Source organism: Flagellimonas sp. B-3 (assembly GCF_056857835.1).
This window is the reverse complement of sequence record NZ_JBSXNW010000023.1, coordinates 75,141-93,790: the sequence shown is the minus strand read 5'-3', so window position 1 is coordinate 93,790 and position 18,650 is coordinate 75,141. Positions and strand designations below refer to the sequence as shown.

General features: G+C 42.1%; 16 protein-coding genes. 9 read left to right on the top strand and 7 right to left on the bottom strand.

Features of this window, described 5'->3' with window-relative positions; all coding sequences use genetic code 11:
• The first annotated feature begins 68 nt into the window (after positions 1–68).
• The 5 genes from AC13CS_RS12185 (at position 69) to AC13CS_RS12165 (ending at position 4,325) form a co-directional block, all read left to right on the top strand.
• Complete coding sequence (locus AC13CS_RS12185; protein WP_482888816.1) at positions 69–449, top strand: LysM peptidoglycan-binding domain-containing protein; 381 nt, start codon at positions 69–71, stop codon at positions 447–449.
• Positions 450–849: 400 nt separating this feature from the next.
• On the top strand, positions 850–1,866 hold the full coding sequence (locus tag AC13CS_RS12180) for a serine hydrolase domain-containing protein (RefSeq protein ID WP_293164976.1): 1,017 nt from the start codon (positions 850–852) through the stop codon (positions 1,864–1,866).
• A 498-nt stretch (positions 1,867–2,364) separates the two neighbouring features.
• Positions 2,365–3,465, top strand: a complete 1,101-nt coding sequence (locus tag AC13CS_RS12175; RefSeq protein WP_482888815.1) for a DUF2254 domain-containing protein — start codon at positions 2,365–2,367, stop codon at positions 3,463–3,465.
• A gap of 206 nt (positions 3,466–3,671) precedes the next feature.
• Complete coding sequence (locus AC13CS_RS12170; protein WP_293164982.1) at positions 3,672–3,965, top strand: type II toxin-antitoxin system HigB family toxin; 294 nt, start codon at positions 3,672–3,674, stop codon at positions 3,963–3,965.
• A gap of 3 nt (positions 3,966–3,968) precedes the next feature.
• Positions 3,969–4,325 (top strand): helix-turn-helix domain-containing protein, encoded by a 357-nt coding sequence (locus AC13CS_RS12165; RefSeq protein ID WP_293164985.1) that lies wholly within the window; start codon positions 3,969–3,971, stop codon positions 4,323–4,325.
• A gap of 106 nt (positions 4,326–4,431) precedes the next feature.
• On the opposite strand, the gene cmk is transcribed toward AC13CS_RS12165, so the two are convergent.
• On the bottom strand, positions 4,432–5,130 hold the full coding sequence (cmk, locus tag AC13CS_RS12160; protein WP_293164988.1) for a (d)CMP kinase: 699 nt from the start codon (positions 5,128–5,130) through the stop codon (positions 4,432–4,434).
• 107 nt (positions 5,131–5,237) lie between these two features.
• The gene (lon, locus tag AC13CS_RS12155) at positions 5,238–7,688 is read right to left on the bottom strand and encodes an endopeptidase La (protein WP_482888813.1); all 2,451 of its coding nucleotides are present in this window, start codon (positions 7,686–7,688) and stop codon (positions 5,238–5,240) included.
• A gap of 217 nt (positions 7,689–7,905) precedes the next feature.
• On the opposite strand from lon, the gene AC13CS_RS12150 reads away from it, so the two are divergent.
• The 4 genes from AC13CS_RS12150 to AC13CS_RS12135 are packed head-to-tail and all read left to right on the top strand — an operon-like array spanning position 7,906 to position 10,860.
• Entirely contained in the window at positions 7,906–8,463 is a 558-nt protein-coding gene (locus AC13CS_RS12150; RefSeq protein ID WP_293164994.1) for an RNA polymerase sigma factor, read from the top strand.
• A 2-nt stretch (positions 8,464–8,465) separates the two neighbouring features.
• Positions 8,466–9,023: a hypothetical protein gene (locus AC13CS_RS12145; RefSeq protein WP_482888812.1), complete on the top strand. Its 558-nt coding sequence runs from the start codon at positions 8,466–8,468 to the stop codon at positions 9,021–9,023.
• Positions 9,004–10,101, top strand: a complete 1,098-nt coding sequence (locus AC13CS_RS12140; protein ID WP_482888834.1) for a DUF4097 family beta strand repeat-containing protein — start codon at positions 9,004–9,006, stop codon at positions 10,099–10,101. The genes AC13CS_RS12145 and AC13CS_RS12140 overlap by 20 nt, the downstream gene beginning before the upstream one ends.
• A gap of 33 nt (positions 10,102–10,134) precedes the next feature.
• Positions 10,135–10,860, top strand: coding sequence for a head GIN domain-containing protein (locus AC13CS_RS12135; RefSeq protein WP_482888811.1), 726 nt, complete (start codon positions 10,135–10,137; stop codon positions 10,858–10,860).
• A gap of 76 nt (positions 10,861–10,936) precedes the next feature.
• On the opposite strand, the gene AC13CS_RS12130 is transcribed toward AC13CS_RS12135, so the two are convergent.
• From AC13CS_RS12130 to glgB, 5 genes are all read right to left on the bottom strand, one after another.
• A complete protein-coding gene (locus AC13CS_RS12130; protein WP_482888810.1) occupies positions 10,937–11,857 on the bottom strand; it encodes a polysaccharide deacetylase family protein in 921 nt (306 codons plus the stop codon).
• A gap of 4 nt (positions 11,858–11,861) precedes the next feature.
• Positions 11,862–13,184 carry an MFS transporter gene (locus AC13CS_RS12125; RefSeq protein ID WP_482888809.1) on the bottom strand — a complete coding sequence of 441 codons (1,323 nt, stop codon included), beginning with the start codon at positions 13,182–13,184 and terminating at the stop codon, positions 11,862–11,864.
• 111 nt (positions 13,185–13,295) lie between these two features.
• On the bottom strand, positions 13,296–14,105 hold the full coding sequence (locus AC13CS_RS12120; RefSeq protein WP_163625584.1) for a M48 family metallopeptidase: 810 nt from the start codon (positions 14,103–14,105) through the stop codon (positions 13,296–13,298).
• A 37-nt stretch (positions 14,106–14,142) separates the two neighbouring features.
• Positions 14,143–16,542 (bottom strand): glycoside hydrolase family 31 protein, encoded by a 2,400-nt coding sequence (locus AC13CS_RS12115; protein ID WP_482888808.1) that lies wholly within the window; start codon positions 16,540–16,542, stop codon positions 14,143–14,145.
• Positions 16,543–16,638: 96 nt separating this feature from the next.
• Positions 16,639–18,534, bottom strand: coding sequence for a 1,4-alpha-glucan branching protein GlgB (gene glgB, locus AC13CS_RS12110; protein WP_293165009.1), 1,896 nt, complete (start codon positions 18,532–18,534; stop codon positions 16,639–16,641).
• Between the last annotated feature and the right edge of the window lie 116 nt (positions 18,535–18,650).

Genomic DNA, 18,650 nt, shown 5'->3' with positions numbered 1-18,650 from the left:
TTTAATAGTAAATTTTCGGCATATTGATTATATTGAAGTTCTAATTGTTAACTGTAAAAAATTAAATTATGAGCGTTAAAGCAAAATATCAACCTGTATTAGATCTAGGTGAGAAATTGGAAGTGAAAAATGGCGATGTTGTTGTAGAAGGCGACATCTTGAAGATAAAAGGGATGACCAAGACCCAATACGAAAAAAACCTATTGTGGGACAAGATCAAGGAAATTGGTGGGGAAAAGCCATCGGACATTAAGGCCAATATTACTGTGGAAGATGAATCCGTTTACCACAGACATACGGTGAAGAGCGGGGAATCCTTGAGCAAGATTGCGAAGCATTATTATGGCGACCCGATGAAGTACACCAAAATTTTTGATGCGAACACCAATATTTTAAAAGACCCGAACGTAATCCACCCCGATCAGGTGTTGGTGATTCCGAATTTGTAATATTTGTCAGTTCGAGCCTTTCGGCTGCGCTTAGGATAAACTTTAATCGTGAACGAAATGACATCTCGACTGCTCCTTCGACTGCGCTCAGGATGACAGCTCGATGTGACATTATAGAATAGAAAAGGCGCCCTTTGGGCGTTTTTTTTGGTTTATAACTTTTAAAATGAAAATTGCTAACTTCACTTAGCTGTGCTGAACTGGTTTCGGTATCGTACGCTAAAAATCATTGAAACAATGTTTAGCTAATTTTGAGCAAGTTTTACCTATTGAAGAAATGAACAGCTCATCAAGAATATTCAACAATTCAGAAGTTTATAATTTCTATTCTTAGTATATAGATGAAATTTTGCGTGTAGCACTTACATATAATTCGCGCTAATTAGAAGCAACTAACATTATGAAAAAAAAGATACTTAGGATAGTATTACTAGTAGGAACTTTAATTTCTTTGTTCTACGTACCATGGGTTTTGGTATGGGCTTGGATTTTACCATTGCCAAATACGGTTCAGGAACAGGTAGATGAAGCGATAAATCATGGTTTTGATGGAATGATTGTGTATGTGGACGAAGCAGGAAAACCACCAGCATTTTATACAGGTGGTTGGAAAAATCGAGAAAACAAAATACCGGCAGACCCGAAATCATTATTTAAAATTGCAAGCATTAGTAAGTTGTATACCGCCGTTGCCATCACAAAACTAGCCAAGGACAATCATTTATCTTTAGATGATACACTTGCTGAATACTTTCCAGAACTTGTAGGCAGAATTGAAAATGCAGAAAAAATCACTTTAAAACTGATGGTACAACATCGAAGTGGTATTCCAAATTTCACAGATAACCCTGCCTATTGGGAAAATGAACAAGAAAATGGAAAAAAAGCACTTGAATTTGTTCTCGATTTGCCAGCGAGTTTTGAGCCTAATAAAGGTTATGAATATTCAAACACTAATTATTTATTGCTTCGAAATATTATTGATAAGGTTTTGGGCTATAGCCATGAGCAGTATATCAAAGAGAAAATCTTGCTGCCACTCGAATTAAACAATACATTTTTTTCTCTTAATGAAGTAAGCATTGACGATGTTATGAGTGGTTATTATGTTGGGATAGAACAAGATTTTAAAACGAATGAAAATGGAATGTTAGCAACAGCAGAAGATGTTGGAATATTCTTAAGAGCTTTAAACGATGGTTCTGTATTTGAAGAGGGTGAAAAGGAAATCTACTCATCCATTTACGAGTATAAACATGGGGGTTTGGTTCCTGGCTATCAAAGCCTTGCAGAATATCATGAAGATATTGATGCAGTTATCGTACAATTTATAAACACAACAGATTTTAATGGATATGAGTGGAATTTATCCGAAATTACTATTAATCGTATTGTAAAAATACTTAAGAGAAAATAATACATCTTTTATCGAGTATAAGTCGTTGAGAAAACTGGCTTCAATAAGGTGTTAGCTCGTTGTAACTATTGTGATGTCCACGAACTTTTGAAAAGGTGCCCCTTGGGCGTTTTTTTTGGATTTTGGGAACTCTTGGTAAACCCAGAACAGTGTTTTGCCAACTCAGCAAATACTTCCATCTATCCAAACTGGAATTTTAATCAGAAAAATACTAACTTCATTTATCTGGGCCGAATTGGTTTCGGTATCGGTCGGTATAAATCATTTAAGCCCTGTTCTTCTATTTAATAAAATGAAAAAACTGCTCTTTTTCTGGAAAGAATTGCTTGCCACGTTCTGGTTTGTACCTGTTATAATTATTGGTTTAGCAGTAGTATTGTCAGTAAGCTTAGTTTCATTGGATAATATGATAACCATCCCACAAGAAGGTTGGATTCGCTTTTTTTAGTGAATAGCTCCGATTCTGCAAGAAGCATTTTATCTACTATTTCAGGTGCTATGATCGGTGTTGCAGGAACAGTTTTTTCAGTTACATTGGTTGCTTTGACACTTGCCTCCTCTCAATTTGGCCCTAGACTGATAAAAAACTTTATGTACGTACGCCTCAACCAAGTAGTTTTGGGTTCATACATTGCCACATATCTATATTGCCTCTTGGTTTTAAATGCTATAAAGGACGGAAATGGATATACTTTTATTCCATCCATTTCCATTCTTGTTGCCATTTTAATGGCCATAGCAAATATTACTTTGCTTATCGTATTTATACACCAAATTGCAGTAAGTATTCAAGCAGACAAGGTTATTTCTGATATATCAAACCTTATTTTGGAACAAGTAGAAACGCTTTTCCCGGAAAAAATGGGAGATGAACCCAAGAACAATAAAGATTTCGATGAAGATGCTGCTATTTCCAACTATCAAAAACAAACAGGTATCAAATCTCCCAAAAATGGTTATCTGCAATACTTGGACAGCGAAGTAATATCAAAGATAATAACTGATAATGATTCCTTGTTTAAATTAAAACACAGACCGGGTAGCTTTTTAGTGAAAGACCAAGAAATTGGCGTGATTTATTCAAACATGGATTGGCAAGCAGAATCCATAGATGAGCTACTACACCAATTTGTTTTTGGAAAAATAAAGACCTCCCAGCAGGATTTGGAATTTTCAATCCATCAAATGGTAGAGATTGCGGCCAGGGCATTATCTCCAGGGGTAAACGACCCATATACCGCAATTGCCTGTATTGACAATCTAACGGCGACTATGTGCTACTTGGCACAAGCCAAATTCCCTTCAAGGTATCGTGTTGATGAAGACGGAAATCTTAGAGTTATTGCAGATGTATTGGATTTTGAAGGCGTATTAAATGCAGCATTTAATCAAATCAGACAATTTTCAGTAGGAAGCACCTCGGTAATTATAAGGCTTTTGGAAGCATTGATAACCATCCAAAATTTCACCAAACGAGAAGGTCACAAAAAGGCGATAATCAATCATGTTGAGATGGTGTTGCGATTAGGAAAAGAAACAATAAAAGAAAAAAATGACCTTGACGATTTGGAAAAAAGAGCGAACCTAATTTTGAAGTAATGAAGAACTACTGGCTACAACAAGTTGTATAAGAGCAACTCCAAAATCAGAAACTATTCTAAGCACTGCTTCGCAATCACCCGTTGGGAGTACTTGCGGTTTTTACAAAAAAGAGCAAGAACTCACTTGGAACCTAAATCTGAATAAGTCAAAAATAATTACCAATTTGGTAACTTTTTGCTAGATTTGCGACAAACAATCATAATGTGAGGGTAATAGCCAAACGCACATTACGGAATTTCTGGGAGAAACACGCCGACAGAGAGGATCAATTAAAAGCGTGGTTCAGGGAAACCGAAAAGTCCGAATGGAAAAACATAAACGAACTAAAAAATGATTATCCAAGCGCAAGTATTCTAAAGGACAACAGAATTGTTTACAACATCAAAGGAAACAACTATCGGTTGATCGTAAAGTTCAACTTTGAATATCAAATATGCTGGATACGTTTTATTGGAACCCACGCGGAATATGACAAGATTGACGCAAACAACATCTGACAAATGAATATAGTACCAATCAGAAACGAAAAAGATTATCAAAATGCCCTCAACAGGCTTGAGGATATTTTTGATGCAAAAAAAGGAACTGAGGAAGGAGACGAACTGGAAATCCTTTCGATTTTAATCGATCGTTACGAAAATGAAAATTTTCCAATCGACATGCCAGACCCAATTGAAGCCATCAAATTCCGAATGGAGCAAATGGGAATGAAACAAAAAGACTTGGCAGAAGTTGTGGGGTTTAAAAGTAGGGTCAGCGAAATTTTAAATAGAAAAAGAAAGTTGACTTTAGGAATGATTCGAAAACTGAATACCACGCTTCATATTCCAACTGAAGTTTTGGTTCAGGATTATTAATAATAAGTCAGTTACCAGCGCGATATCACTGAATATTTTGGTAAAGCTATCCGTAACCAAAGGTTAAATGCAACCGATAAGTGCAACCCAAAAAACACCCTAATCCTCACCCCTCCTTCGCAATCACCCGTTTGGAATAATCATAAATCCGTTCAAACTGCTCTTCCAAGCCCATATCGCTGTTATCAAACTCAATGGCATCCTTAGCTTGGGTCAAGGGTGAAATGGTACGGGTAGAGTCGATTCGGTCGCGCTCTTCTACGTTTTTAAGCACTTCAGGATAGGTGACCTTCTCCCCTTTTTCCAATAGTTCCTTGTAGCGACGGTTTGCCCTAGTTTCAGGCGAAGCTGTCATAAACAGTTTTAGTTCGGCATCTGGGAACACCACGGTGCCTATATCACGCCCGTCCATCACAATGCCCTTGTCCTTGCCCATTGCTTGCTGGATCTTCACCAATTTTTCACGGACTTCCTTGATCGCAGCTACGGGACTCACAAAACCGGACACCCGCATAGATCTTATTTCCCGCTCCACATTTTCATCGTTCAAAAACATTTCGGAGCGACCTGTTCCCTTATTGGGCACAAATTTGAGGTGTATTTCCGATAGTTTATCAACCAAAGCGGCCTTATCCAACTCCCCTTTATCGTTGATGATGCCCTCTTGCAAAGCAAAAAGGGTCACCGCTCGGTACATGGCACCCGTATCCACATATATATAATTTAAGGCAGAAGCCAACCTTTTGGCAATGGTACTTTTTCCCGTGGAGGAATATCCATCTATTGCTATTGTTATTTTTTTCATTGAAACAAAAATAGGGATAACACCCCTAAAGTCGCCTTTAGGGGGGAATTCCTTTACAAAAAGTCCTTTAGGCCTTTGAAGTTGGAATATATCAAATGTAGTTGAGACTAGAGTTTTTTTGCATTCTTGACCTTTTGCTTGGTAACCGCAATGTCGATAACCTCACTCATGTCCGTTACATAATGGAACGTAAGCCCTTTCAGGTATTCGTCCTTGATTTCCTCAATATCTTTTTTATTGTCCGCACACAGAATGATTTCCTTAATGCGTGCCCTTTTAGCGGCCAAAATCTTCTCTTTGATCCCTCCCACGGGCAAAACCTTGCCCCTGAGCGTAATCTCGCCCGTCATCGCCAAGCTCTTCTTCACCTTACGTTGTGTGAAGAGGGACACCAGCGAGGTCAGCATGGTGATACCCGCACTAGGGCCGTCTTTTGGCGTGGCACCTTCGGGCACGTGAATGTGCACATTGTATTTATCGAATACCTCTGGATCGACCCCATAGGTTTCTGCATTGGATTTTATGTATTCCATGGCAATGGTGGCGGACTCCTTCATCACCTTGCCGAGGTTACCGGTAATGTTCATGGCACCTTTTCCTTTGGAAAGAATGGATTCTATAAACAAAATATCGCCACCTACGCTGGTCCACGCCAAACCTGTGACCACTCCGGCCACATCGTTGTTTTCGTACTTATCGCGTTCCAAACGGGCCGGGCCGAGAATTTCCTCAATATTTTCGTTGGTCAAGGTAACATTGTATTCCTCCTCCATAGCAATGGATTTTGCAGCATAACGTACCACTTTGGCTATCTGTTTTTCCAAACTACGCACTCCGGACTCACGGGTGTAGCCTTCCACAATTTTCTCCAATTGCCGTTTCCCTATTTTTAGGTCTTTTTTGGAAAGTCCGTGCTCCTCCAACTGCTTTGGCAACAAATGGCGTTTGGCGATCTCCACCTTTTCCTCGATGGTATAACCCGTAACGTTGATGATTTCCATACGGTCGCGCAAGGCTGGCTGTATGGTGGACAGGTTGTTCGCCGTGGCAATAAACATTACTTTGGACAAATCGTACCCCATTTCCAGGAAATTATCGTGGAACTCGCTATTCTGTTCAGGGTCCAATACCTCCAACATCGCGGAAGACGGGTCCCCTTGGTGACTGCTTGCCAGTTTATCGATCTCATCCAAAATAAACACGGGGTTGGAAGTTCCAGCTTTCTTCAAACTTTGAATAATACGACCCGGCATGGCACCAATGTAGGTTTTTCGGTGTCCACGAATTTCCGCTTCATCACGCAGGCCGCCCAAGGACATACGTACATACTCCCTGCCAAGGGCCTCGGCCACGGATTTCCCTAAAGAGGTTTTACCCACTCCGGGAGGCCCGTACAGGCAAAGGATGGGCGATTTCATATCGTTTCGCAGCTTCAAGACCGCCAAATATTCAATAATCCTTCGCTTTACATCTTCCAGGCCGTAGTGATCTCGATCCAAAATCTTTTGGGCACGCTTTAGGTCGAACTTATCCTTGGAATATTCGTTCCATGGCAAATCCAACAAAAGGTCCAAATAATTACGTTGGATGGAATACTCGGCTACTTGTGGGTTCATACGTTGCATTTTGGAGAGTTCCTTCTCAAAATGTTCCTGTACTTTTTTGCTCCATTTTTTCTTTTTGGCCTTTTCTGCCATCTCATCCACCTCTTCCTCATACGATAATCCTCCAAGTTCTTCTTGAATGGTCTTCATTTGTTGGTGGAGGAAATACTCGCGTTGCTGTTGGTCCATATCGCTGCGGACCTTGCTCTGGATATCGTTGCGCAGCTCCAATTTTTGAAGTTCCATGTTCATGTACTTCAAAGTGGCCAATGCCCTTTCCTGAAGATTTGGCATCTCCAAAAGTTGCTGCTTTTCTTTAACCGCAAGATTCAGGTTGGAAGACACAAAATTGATCAAGAACGAATTGCTCTGAATGTTCTTGATGGCAAAAGTGGCTTCGCTAGGAATATTGGGGTTGTCCTTTATGATTTTAAATGCCAACTCCTTGATGGAATCGATGATGGCCTCAAATTCGCTTCCTTTTTCATCGGGACGCTCCTCCGCGGCCTCGCTCACCTTGGCCGTGATATACGGTTTCTCGGTCAGAACTGCATCTATTTTGAATCGTTTCTTTCCTTGTATGATCACCGTAGTATTTCCATCGGGCATTTGAAGCACCCTTAGGATACGGGCAACAGTACCCACTGTGTTAATGTCCTCAAGGCCGGGGTTTTCAACACCTTCGTCCTTTTGGGATACCACTCCAATGGTCTTAGTGCCATTATTGGCATCCTTGATCAAGTTGATGGATTTGTCCCTACCTGCTGTAATTGGAATTACTACTCCGGGGAACAGTACCGTATTTCTGAGGGGCAATACCGGCAAAGTTTCCGGCAGGCTCTCCCTGTTCATCTGTTCCTCGTCCTCAGGGGTCAACAACGGGATCAACTCCGCATCTTCATCCAGCCCTTGTAAATCTATATTGTCAAAATTGGTAATTTTCATCTCTCCCATATCAACTTTTCGGTCATTTTGTCATAATCTACAAACGACCCGTGTTTTTATTCAACATTAAAGCTTGTACAAATCCCTCAAAATCAATGTTTATGGCGATTCACAAGCTTATTATCACCCATTAATTGGCAATTCTTGTGCCATTAAAAATCAAATTTTAAGAAAAAAGTGTAACAAATGCTAAATTGTGTAATCTATAAGACAAACAAATCATTTTTTGAGCCACCAAAATGAACATATTGACACACTGCTCGAATTGTGCATGCAAGGGAAGCAAAGTGCACAGCTAGAGGTTTACAACCGTTATTACAAAGCGATGTACAACACCGCTTTAAGGATTGTAAAGCATACCGCCGAAGCAGAAGATGTGATGCAGGAATCGTTCCTGAGCGCATTTACCAAGCTGCATACCTTTAAGGGTGACGTCACCTTCGGGGCATGGTTAAAGCGGATTGTGATCAATAACAGTATTTATCATTACAAAAAGCAGCAGAAAAAACGCGCTGCAGATTTGGATGATGTAATGTACAAGGTCGAAGATAATGATGGAGTTGCTTCAGATCAAAATGGTTACACAGAACTGAAGGCTCAAAAAGTGATGGAGACCATGAAAAGTTTGAAAGACAATTACAGAGTTTCTTTGACCTTACATTTAATTGAAGGGTACGATTACGAAGAAATCAGTGAGATAATGAACATTAGCTATGCTAATTGTAGAACCACGATTTCGAGGGCCAAACAAAACCTGAGAAAAATGTTGACCGTAAATGTGTAGTTATGAACAAAGATAATTTAGATAGGTTGTTTGAAAGACTCCACGGAGAGTTTGATGTAGCGGAACCGCAAAGTGGGCACCAAGAACGCTTTTTGGAAAAGCTGAACAAAGATCAGGGCACTATTGTCCTAAATGAGAGAATATCTTGGTGGAAACCTTTGTCCATAGCTGCATCCATTGCCCTAGTGGCACTCTTGGGCTACCAAGCCTTTGGCCCACAACCCAGCATTAAGCAACAGGTAACAAAAATTGCCCCCGAAGTTTCCCAAACCGAGTTCTATTTTGCGAATTTGATAGAGGAACAGGTTGAAGAGCTAAAAGAGGAGAAAACCCCGGAAACGGCCCAATTGGTGGACGACACCTTGGCACAATTGGAAAAACTGGACAAAGATTATGAAACCCTTGAGCAGGATTTGGTAAACGGCGGCGACAGTAAAATTATCCTGAGTGCCATGATTACCAATTTCCAAACACGAATCGACCTTTTAAAAGAAGTTTTGAGCCAAATAGAAAACATTAAGAACTTAAAATCACAAAATGATGAAAGCTTTACCATTTAAATACATTTTTTTCGCCTTGGCTTTGATACCGCTTGTTGCGATTGCCCATGTGGATAACCAGAAGTTGAACGGGAGGTACACCAAGGAAAAAACCATAAAAAAAGAGTACAACGTTAATTCCGATGCCCTCTTTAAGGTAAAAAACAGTTATGGCAACCTCAACATTACCTCTTGGAACGAAAACCGTGTGGTTATCGAGGTACATATAAAAACCAACGGCAACGATGAAGATCGCGTTCAAGAGCGACTGGAGGAGATTGATGTGGACTTTGAAAACAGTTCAAGTATGGTATCCGCCATAACACAATTTGGAGACCAAAGCAATAGCTGGGGATGGAGCTGGGGAAAACGCAAAAAAGTGAGCGTACAGGTAAATTACACCATTAAACTGCCCGTTAAAAACAATGTAAACCTAAGCAATGACTATGGTAGCATTATCCTTGACCGTATTGACGGCCATGCCAAGATTAGCTGCGACTATGGAAATTTGGAAATCGGTGAGCTTCGTGGGCGCAACAATGAGCTTAAGTTCGACTATACCTCTCGATCTACTTTTGATTATGTGAACAGTGCCGAAATTGTAGCGGACTATTCCGGGTTTACCATCAAAAAAGCTGGGAACCTGAACATAAGGGCCGATTATACCAATGCTGTCGTTGAAGAGATGAAAAATCTGGAGTACTCCAGCGATTACGGATCTGTCGAAGTGAACAACGTAGAAAATGTAACTGGCAACGGAGACTATATTGGCGTAAAACTGGGCAATGTACACGGCAATGTTTCCATAAACGGCGATTATGGATCCTTAAAAATAGACCGTTTGGCCCCAGATGCCGGAAACGTGGAAATACGAACCGATTACACAGGCATTAAAATAGGTTATGACCCAGGATACCATTTCGATTTTGAGATTTCTGCCGAATATGCCGGGGTAAATGGCAAGGAGAATTTTGAAATCAACATCAGTAAAGAAAAATCTACCGAGAAATACTACAGTGGCTACTACGGAAAAGCAAATTCCGGAAACAAGGTAAGCATTACCAGTGACTACGGAGGAATCTCATTTTATCAAAATTAACATCAAATCAAAAACAATTTTAAACACAAGATCATGAAAAAACTTATCACACTTACGCTAACATTGGGGATGATGGCCTGTACCAGTGCCCAATGGGGAAAACGAGTTAAAGGAAATGGCGATTACGTAACTGTTGAACGCTCCGTAGGCAACTATGACGGCGTCGCCCTTGCAGGTTGGTTTGATGTAGACCTGGTATCGGGGAATGAAGGGGAAATTACCCTCGAAGGGGAATCCAATTTATTGGAGCACATTAAAACGGAGGTCAAAGATGGAAAGTTGGTCATTAAAGCGGAAAAGGGCATGAATCTCAGGCCATCCAGTTGGAACAAGGGCATTCATATTACCGTTCCAGTGGAATCCATTGAATTTGTGAGTCTATCGGGCTCTGGAGATGTTGTAGGCAAAACCATGATAAAGTCCGACCATTTCAATGCAAGCATGTCGGGTTCGGGCGACGTTAGCCTTATGGTAGAAGCAGAAGAAGTAGAAGCTGCACTTTCAGGCTCTGGAGATATAAACTTATCCGGTAGGGCAACGGACTTTACCGTGTCGGTTTCGGGCTCAGGAGATATAAAAGCATACGACTTAGAGGCCGATTTTGTGAAGGCAACGGTTTCCGGTTCTGCTGACATTAAAGTTACCGCCCACCAATCCATTGATGCCAGAGTGTCCGGTTCGGGCGACATCCATTACAGGGGCAACCCTAAAAAAATAAAATCAAAAGCTTCCGGTTCGGGGGACATAACCAAAGGATAAGACCGGGTTTATCATCAATCAAAAAATGAAAAAGCCCTGAAAGTTTCAGGGCTTTTTTATGCAACTTGTCTTGCATCTATTCTTGCATTGACTCACCTATTTCTTTCCAAGTGACCAACTTTATGTTTTCTTCCTCCAAAATCTTGGCACATTCCTCACTGGTAAAAAAATCGTAATCGTTTTGGCGCCATTTGGCTCCCCAGTATGGATGTTCAAAAGACATGCCTTGGCTTTCCAGATCATCGTAAGCGCAATGTATGATCATTACATGAACTCCAGGCTCCATGGCCCTAAGCGTATCAGCATAATATTCTGACATGGCATCCTTATCAAAGTCCTGGGGTGCAGCCCCAAAAATTTGATTGACCACCGCCATGGGTTCAGGGGCGGCCTCCCCTCCCAATTGTTTTATTTGATGGTTGACCATGGTAGGAATACCATATTCCCTCCCCAATTTTGTGTATAATTTATAGTAGCGGGGATCTGTTGCGAACAAACACCCCATGTGACTGTCCAAATGGGTTGGGTTGACTCCCATAGCAATCGCCTTATCAATCTGTGCCCGTAGTTCAATTTCAACCTCCTCTATCTTGGCATTTTCCCAAAGTTCATTACAATCGCTATAAAAATATCCATTGGCGTCCACTAAACTTGATACGTTGGAGCGGGATGCCACAGGCCCGTATCGTAACAGTTTCCATTCGCTGGTCAAGGTCAAGTGTATGCCCAGATCATGATCAGGGTTTGCTTTTGCATATTGGGCCACTTCGGGGAACCAAGGTGTGGGCACCATAATACTGGCACTGTTCACGGAGCCTTCTTCCAGGGCATTGAATGTAGCTTTGTTCACGGTGTGAGTCACCCCAAGATCATCGGCATGAATAATCAAAAGTTTGGTGTCCGCAGAGAATCCAAGTCGTTCCTGGAGACTTTTTTGGGCATGGAGCCCTTTTCCTGTCAACAAAATTGAGAGGGCAATTAATAAGAAGTTTTTCATGTGTCTAGTTATTTTTATTGACGCGAGTCAGCAAAAAGATACCGATTAAAAAGAATATGGCCAAGAATATAGTGCTGTTACGCATGCTTCCCGTAAGTTGCGCCACCATTCCGTACATAAGCGTTCCGATGATGATGCCTATTTTTTCCGCAACATCATAAAAACTGAAAAACGATGTGGTATCTGTAGTCTCGGGCAAAAATTTGGAATAGGTGGAACGGGACAAGGCCTGAATCCCTCCCATCACAATACCGACCAATCCAGCGGCAATATAAAAATCCATGGGGGTCTGTAGGAAATAGGCATACACACAAAGCAATGTCCAAATTACGTTGATCACGATAAGTGTCCGAATATTGCCAAAAGCCTTGGACGCCCTTGCGGTTACCGTTGCCCCTAAAATAGCTACAAGCTGAATCAGCAAAATACTTACAATCAATCCCATGGTACGTTCATCGTCCGAACCCCATACAATTTCTTCTTCCCCAAAATAGGTGGCGATCAACATAATGGTCTGTACCGCCATACTATAGGTAAAAAATGCACCTAGGTAGCGTTTCAACTTCCTATTATGTCCAAGTTGGTGCCAGACCTGTTTTAACTCTTTAAAACCATTCAGGATGATGTGATGGCGTTCTCCTTCGCGCTTGTACCCTTTGGGTAAATGTGCAAAAGTGTATTGGCTAAAGAGTATCCACCAAATTCCAACAGAGATAAAGGAATACTTCATGGCCTTGATCTCCGCAAGCTCCCCGCCACTATCCGTGATGCCGAAAAAATCGGGTTCCATCACCATAGCCAAATTAAACACCAATAATATAACACTGCCAATATAACCGAGAGAAAAACCTTTAGCACTTATGCTATCCTGTTGCTCCGGAAAAGCGATGTCAGGCAAATAGGAATTGTTGATGGCAAAACTGACCCAAAACCCTACAAGCCCAAAGAAATAACAGGCGAGACCAAAATAAATGTACTCCAAAGAGAACCAATATAATCCAATGCACGAGCCCGCTCCCAAATAGCAGAAGAACTTGAGGAATACTTTTTTGTTCCCCAAATAGTCCGCCACGCCCGAGACGAGAGGGGTTACAATGGCTATAAAAACAAAGGCCAGAGAGGTTACATAACTGATCAATGGCGCCCTAGCGATTTCACCACCAAAAATAGTGACCTGCTCTATGCCTGCGGTCCTAAACAATAGCCCATAAAAAAGCGGGAAAATTGCGGAGGATATGACCAAGCTGTACACCGAATTGGCCCAATCGTAAAACGCCCAAGCATTCAATAGTTTTTTGCTTCCTTTGAGTGCCAGTGTCTGTGCCATAATTTTTATTTACAAAAAAATGTCACTTCGAATCTTTTTTGAAAAACCCTTTCAATGTCGGTCGGGTTTCTCGTTTAGTTCGAAATGACATTCACTAATTATTCTTTACATCTATTTGAACGATGTTACCCCAAATTTACGTGCTTCTTGTTTTGCAGCAGGTGCCCATTGGGTCAAATTGTTGATTCTGGTATCGTTGGACGGGTGCGTGCTCAAAAACTCCGGAGGAGCCTGTCCGCCCGATTCCGCTTTCATGCGCTGCCAGAGTTTGGCGGCCTCATCTGGATTGTATCCGGCAATTGCCATAATCTGCAATCCTATTTTATCGGCCTCGGTTTCGTGGTTTCTGCTAAAGGGAAGCATTACCCCAATTTGGGAGCCCACACCATAGGCTTGGTTGAACAATCCTCTGGTCTGGTCATCCTTTATGGCCACATTTCCGGCCACCGCACCAATCTGCTGTATGGTGCTCGCACTCATGCGCTGGGCACCATGATCGGCCAAAGCATGTGCCACTTCGTGTCCCATTACAACCGCAATACCAGTCTCATTTTGTGCTATCGGCAAAATACCGGTGTAAAACACAATCTTACCCCCCGGCATACACCACGCGTTTACGGTTTCGTCCTCCACCAAATTATATTCCCATTGATAGTCCTTTAAATACCCTGGATATCCGTTGGCGTCCAACCAACGTTCCGCAGCTGAAGCAATCCGCTGCCCTACCCTTGTGATCATTTGGGCTTCGGATGTTCCTTTAACCACTTTGTTTTCTTCCAAAAACTGATCATATTGGGAGAAAGCCATGGGAAACATTTGGCTATTGTCATAAAAATTAAGTGTGCTCTTTCCAGTAAATGGATTGGTCTTGCAAGCCATCACTGCCAAAAACACCAAAAAGGTAAGACTAAGCTTTTTCATAGGTAAAATTGTTTTGTATTATGAAAATTACAAAATTTTATTTTCCGAATATGTGAAGCTCCGTGAAATCCTTACCAACTTCGATCGAGTTATTGCCATTCAACTTAATATCGTTCAAATCGACTTCTTCATTGTCAAGCTCCACGGTTTCAATGGTAAACGGGAGTCCGTGGAAGGTCATTTTAAAATTGTTGTATGGTGTAATGAAATTGCCATCCTTAAACTGCTGAATGATCAATTCGTTTTCCTTGCCCGTCAATTTAAACCGTCTTAGGCTATATCTTCCTTTTTTGTAATCGTAACCCTCTTGTTGATCTTCGTATACTACGGAGTTTTCGGTACCTTCTTTATAATACACATCAATACCCAACTTTTCAATCTCCTTTTCCCCAATATATTGCTGTACCGGGTATTTAGGAATCATGGCGCCTTCTTTAACGAACAACGGAATGCGGTGGATTTCTGCAGACACCCAACGCTCAACTCCTCCCGCTATTAATTCATCCGTCCAGTAATTGTACCAATTCCCTTTTGGAAAATACATTCTCCTACCTTGTGCATTGGGCTCTTGCACCGGACATACCAACATTTGTTTTCCAAATATGAACTCATCGGTACGGAAATGGGTCTGGTGGTCTTCCTGATCGTAAAAAACCAAGGATTGAAGCATCGGAAAACCTTCTTTGATGTAATTATAGAACATGGTGTAGAGGTAAGGCATTAGTTGGTACCTCAGCTCGATAAACGCTCTTACTATGTTCGTGATTTCATCACCGAACGACCAAGGTTCTTGATCTCCGTGGTCACCACTTGAGTGTACCCTGCAAAATGGATGGAAAACGGCCAGTTGCATCCAACGGGCAAACAATTCGCCATTGGGCTGTTCGGCAAATCCACCAATATCGGAACCTGCAAAGGAATACCCGCTCATGCACAAACGTTGCATCTGTACGTTGGCAATCCATAGGTGTTCCCATGTGGCGACATTATCGCCTGTCCAAGTGGCACAATAGCGCTGGGTACCGGCATATGCCGCCCTGGTAAGTACAAAGGGCCTGCGGGGGAACATATATTTTTTGACACCTTCGTAGGTTGCGCGCACCATCTGCATCCCATATACATTATGTGCCTTTCTATGGCTACAGGGATGCCCGTCATAATCGTGCCTCACATCCAAATTGGCGGTTTTTGTGGGCACCTCCATCACAGCGGGCTCGTTCATATCGTTCCAAACCCCGCTAACGCCCAGGTCCGCGATCATTTCTTTGTACAGGTCCGCCCACCACTCCCGGACTTTGGGATTGGTAAAGTCTGGGAACTTACATTCGCCCGGCCATACTTTGCCTTTAAAATGGGGGCCATCCGCCCTTCTACAAAAGAATCCGTTGTCCATGGCCTGCTGATATACCCAATACTCGCGATCTATTTTAATTCCGGGGTCTATCATGGTGATGACCTTAAAGCCATCATCCTCCATTTCCTCGATCATTTTCTTGGGATTGGGGAAGTATTGGTTGTTCCAGGTAAAACACCTGAACCCTTCCATATAATCAATATCCAGATAGATGGCATCGCAGGGTATGTTCAATTTCCTAAAATTTGAAGCAATGTCCTTCACTTTTTGTTCGGGGAAATAACTCCATTTGGATTGATGGAAACCCAAGGCCCAAAGCGGGGGAAGTTCGGGAACACCTGTTAAATCGGTATAAGATTCCACGACCTCCTTCATTTTGGGGCCGTAGAAAAAGTAATAGTTCATTTCGCCCCCATCGGCCCAAAAACTGGTGACATTTCGTTTTTCGGCAGCAAAATCAAAATACGTACTGAATGAATTATCGAAAAATATACCGTAAGCTATGTTCTCTTTTAGCCCAATATAGAAAGGGATGGATTTGTACAGTGGTTCCTGATCTTTGCCATAGGCGTAGGAATCCGTTACCCAGTTGTTCACCCTTTTTCCTTTTAGGTTGGTGTGCGATGCCTTATCCCCCATTCCATAATAACTTTCGCCGGAATGGCATACTTTGCTCATTTTTACCACGTTCCCGCCAAAGTCAAAATTTTCCTCCCAATGGAAACCTAGTTCGTCTTCTGTAAGGATCACATCATCCATATCAACAATCTGAACCTTGAGATTGGCCTTGTTGATATATATTTTAATCTTGGACGTGATTATGACATATTCCGGTATTTCCTCCTCTACGGTAAGTTCGTTGTACCCAAGGTTGACATCTTCGTTTATGGCATAGGAGAAGTCGGGTTCAAAAACATATTCCGTAGCATACCTAAAGCGGACCACACTGTCCCTTAGAATGGTGACTTGTAGAATGACACCGTTTTGGGTGGTGAAATATATTTTGTCGTTTTCTTGTTTAAAATCGACTATGTGATTGGGGAGTTGATTCCCTCTTTTTTCAATTTCCGTATTGGTTATCATCTGTAATCAGTTGAGGCTAGCAAAAGAACTACAAAAGCCTGAATAATTAAAAATATGTTTTGAAAAGCAATCAACTACAACGTTTTAGTCGCCCGTTTATTTATAAACGACCACACCCAAGGGTGGCAGGTTCATCAAAACGGATTGCTCGTACCCATTCCATGCGGTTTTGGAAGGTTTTATTGTTTTCTTTCCAACTCCGCTGCCCGAGTATTTTTTATCATCGCTATTAAAGAGCAATTTTAAGGTCGAAGTCTTTGGAATGCCCAACCTATAGTTTTCACGAGGCACAGGGGTAAAGTTGCAAACAACGATCAAATCATCTTTAGGGTCCGCTCCCTTTCTAATGTATGATATGACCGTGTTTTCCCGGTCGTTGTACTCGATCCACCGAAATCCCTCTGGCTTAAATTGCTTTTCGTAAAGCGCCGGTTGGGCCTTGTACATTTTGTTTAGGTCCTTGATGGTATCTTGTATACCTGAATGGAGATCATATTGTGTCAAGTCCCATTCCAGACCCTCTTGGAAATTCCATTCGGAAGATTGTCCAAACTCGCCCCCCATAAACAGGAGATTTCCTCCTGGATGGGTGAACATATACCCAAAGAGCAATCTCAGATTGGCAAAACGTTGCCATTCGTCCCCGGGCATTCGATACAGTAAGGACTGTTTGCCATACACCACCTCGTCGTGCGAAAAGGGCAACATAAAATTCTCGGTAAAGGCATAGGTAAGGCTAAAGCTGATGGCATTTAAATCATACGATCGGTGAATGGGGTCTTTTTTAAAAAACTCCAAGGTGTCGTGCATCCAGCCCATCATCCATTTCATTCCAAAGCCCAGCCCGCCGTAATGAACAGGTTTGGTTACTCCCGTAAAGGCCGTGGATTCCTCGGCAATGGTCTGCACTCCTTTAAAGCTGGCATATACTTCTTGGTTCATCTCCCGCAAAAAGGACATAGCTTCCAAATTCTCGTTATTGCCATACATATTGGGCTCCCATTCACCGTCTTCGCGAGAATAGTCCAAATAAAGCATGGATGCCACGGCATCGACCCGTAATCCATCCACATGGTATTGATCGAGCCAAAAAATGGCGTTGCTTATCAAAAAGGCGCGTACTTCGTTTCTTCCGTAGTTAAAAATAAGGCTTTTCCAGTCGGGATGATACCCCCTTCGCCTATCCGGATGTTCATATAGGTGCGATCCATCAAAATAGCCAAGTCCATGTGCATCTTCGGGAAAGTGCGACGGCACCCAATCCAAAATAACACCGATACCGCGTTGGTGCAAGGCATCTACCAGAACCTTAAAATCCTCTGGTTTGCCAAAACGCGAAGTAGGCGCAAAATACCCTGTTATTTGATACCCCCACGAAGGATCGTAGGGATATTCCATCACGGGCATCAACTCCACATGGGTAAAGCCCATTTCCTCTACATAATCGGCCAATTGCTCCGCCATCTCCAGATAGCTGAGCGATTCCCAGCCGTTCTTTTTCTTCCAGGAACCCAAATGTACTTCGTAGACGGAATAGGGCCTGTCCAAGCCGTTCCTTTTCTCGCGGGTTTCCATCCAGTCCCCATCTTTCCATTGATGGGCGTCGTCCCAAACCAGCGAAGCCGTTTGTGGTGGTTGTTCACAAAAACGCGCAAAGGGGTCGGCTTTCTCTGTCCAAATGTCGTTGTTGTTGGAGTGTATTTTGTATTTGTACTTGGTGCCCTTGTCCACTCCCGGGATAAATCCCTCCCATATACCACTACTGTCCCAACGCACATTCAATTGGTGTTGGCTAGCGTTCCAGTAATTAAAATCGCCAACCACACTGACGGATTTAGCGGAAGGTGCCCAAACAGCAAAATACGTACCTTTAACACCATCCACCTCCGTAAGGTGCGACCCCAATTTTTTGTAGAGCCGAAAGTGTTTGCCTCCTTTAAAAAGATTGATATCAAATTCTGTAAAAAAACTATGAGGAACTACCTTGGACATATATCTGGGTTTAGTACTATACAATAATAAGCATCTTTGAGCAAGAATACGATTATAACAAGAGGTTTGGCATTGGAAACAACATTTTTTTTTAAAATGGAACGCTTTTTGATTTT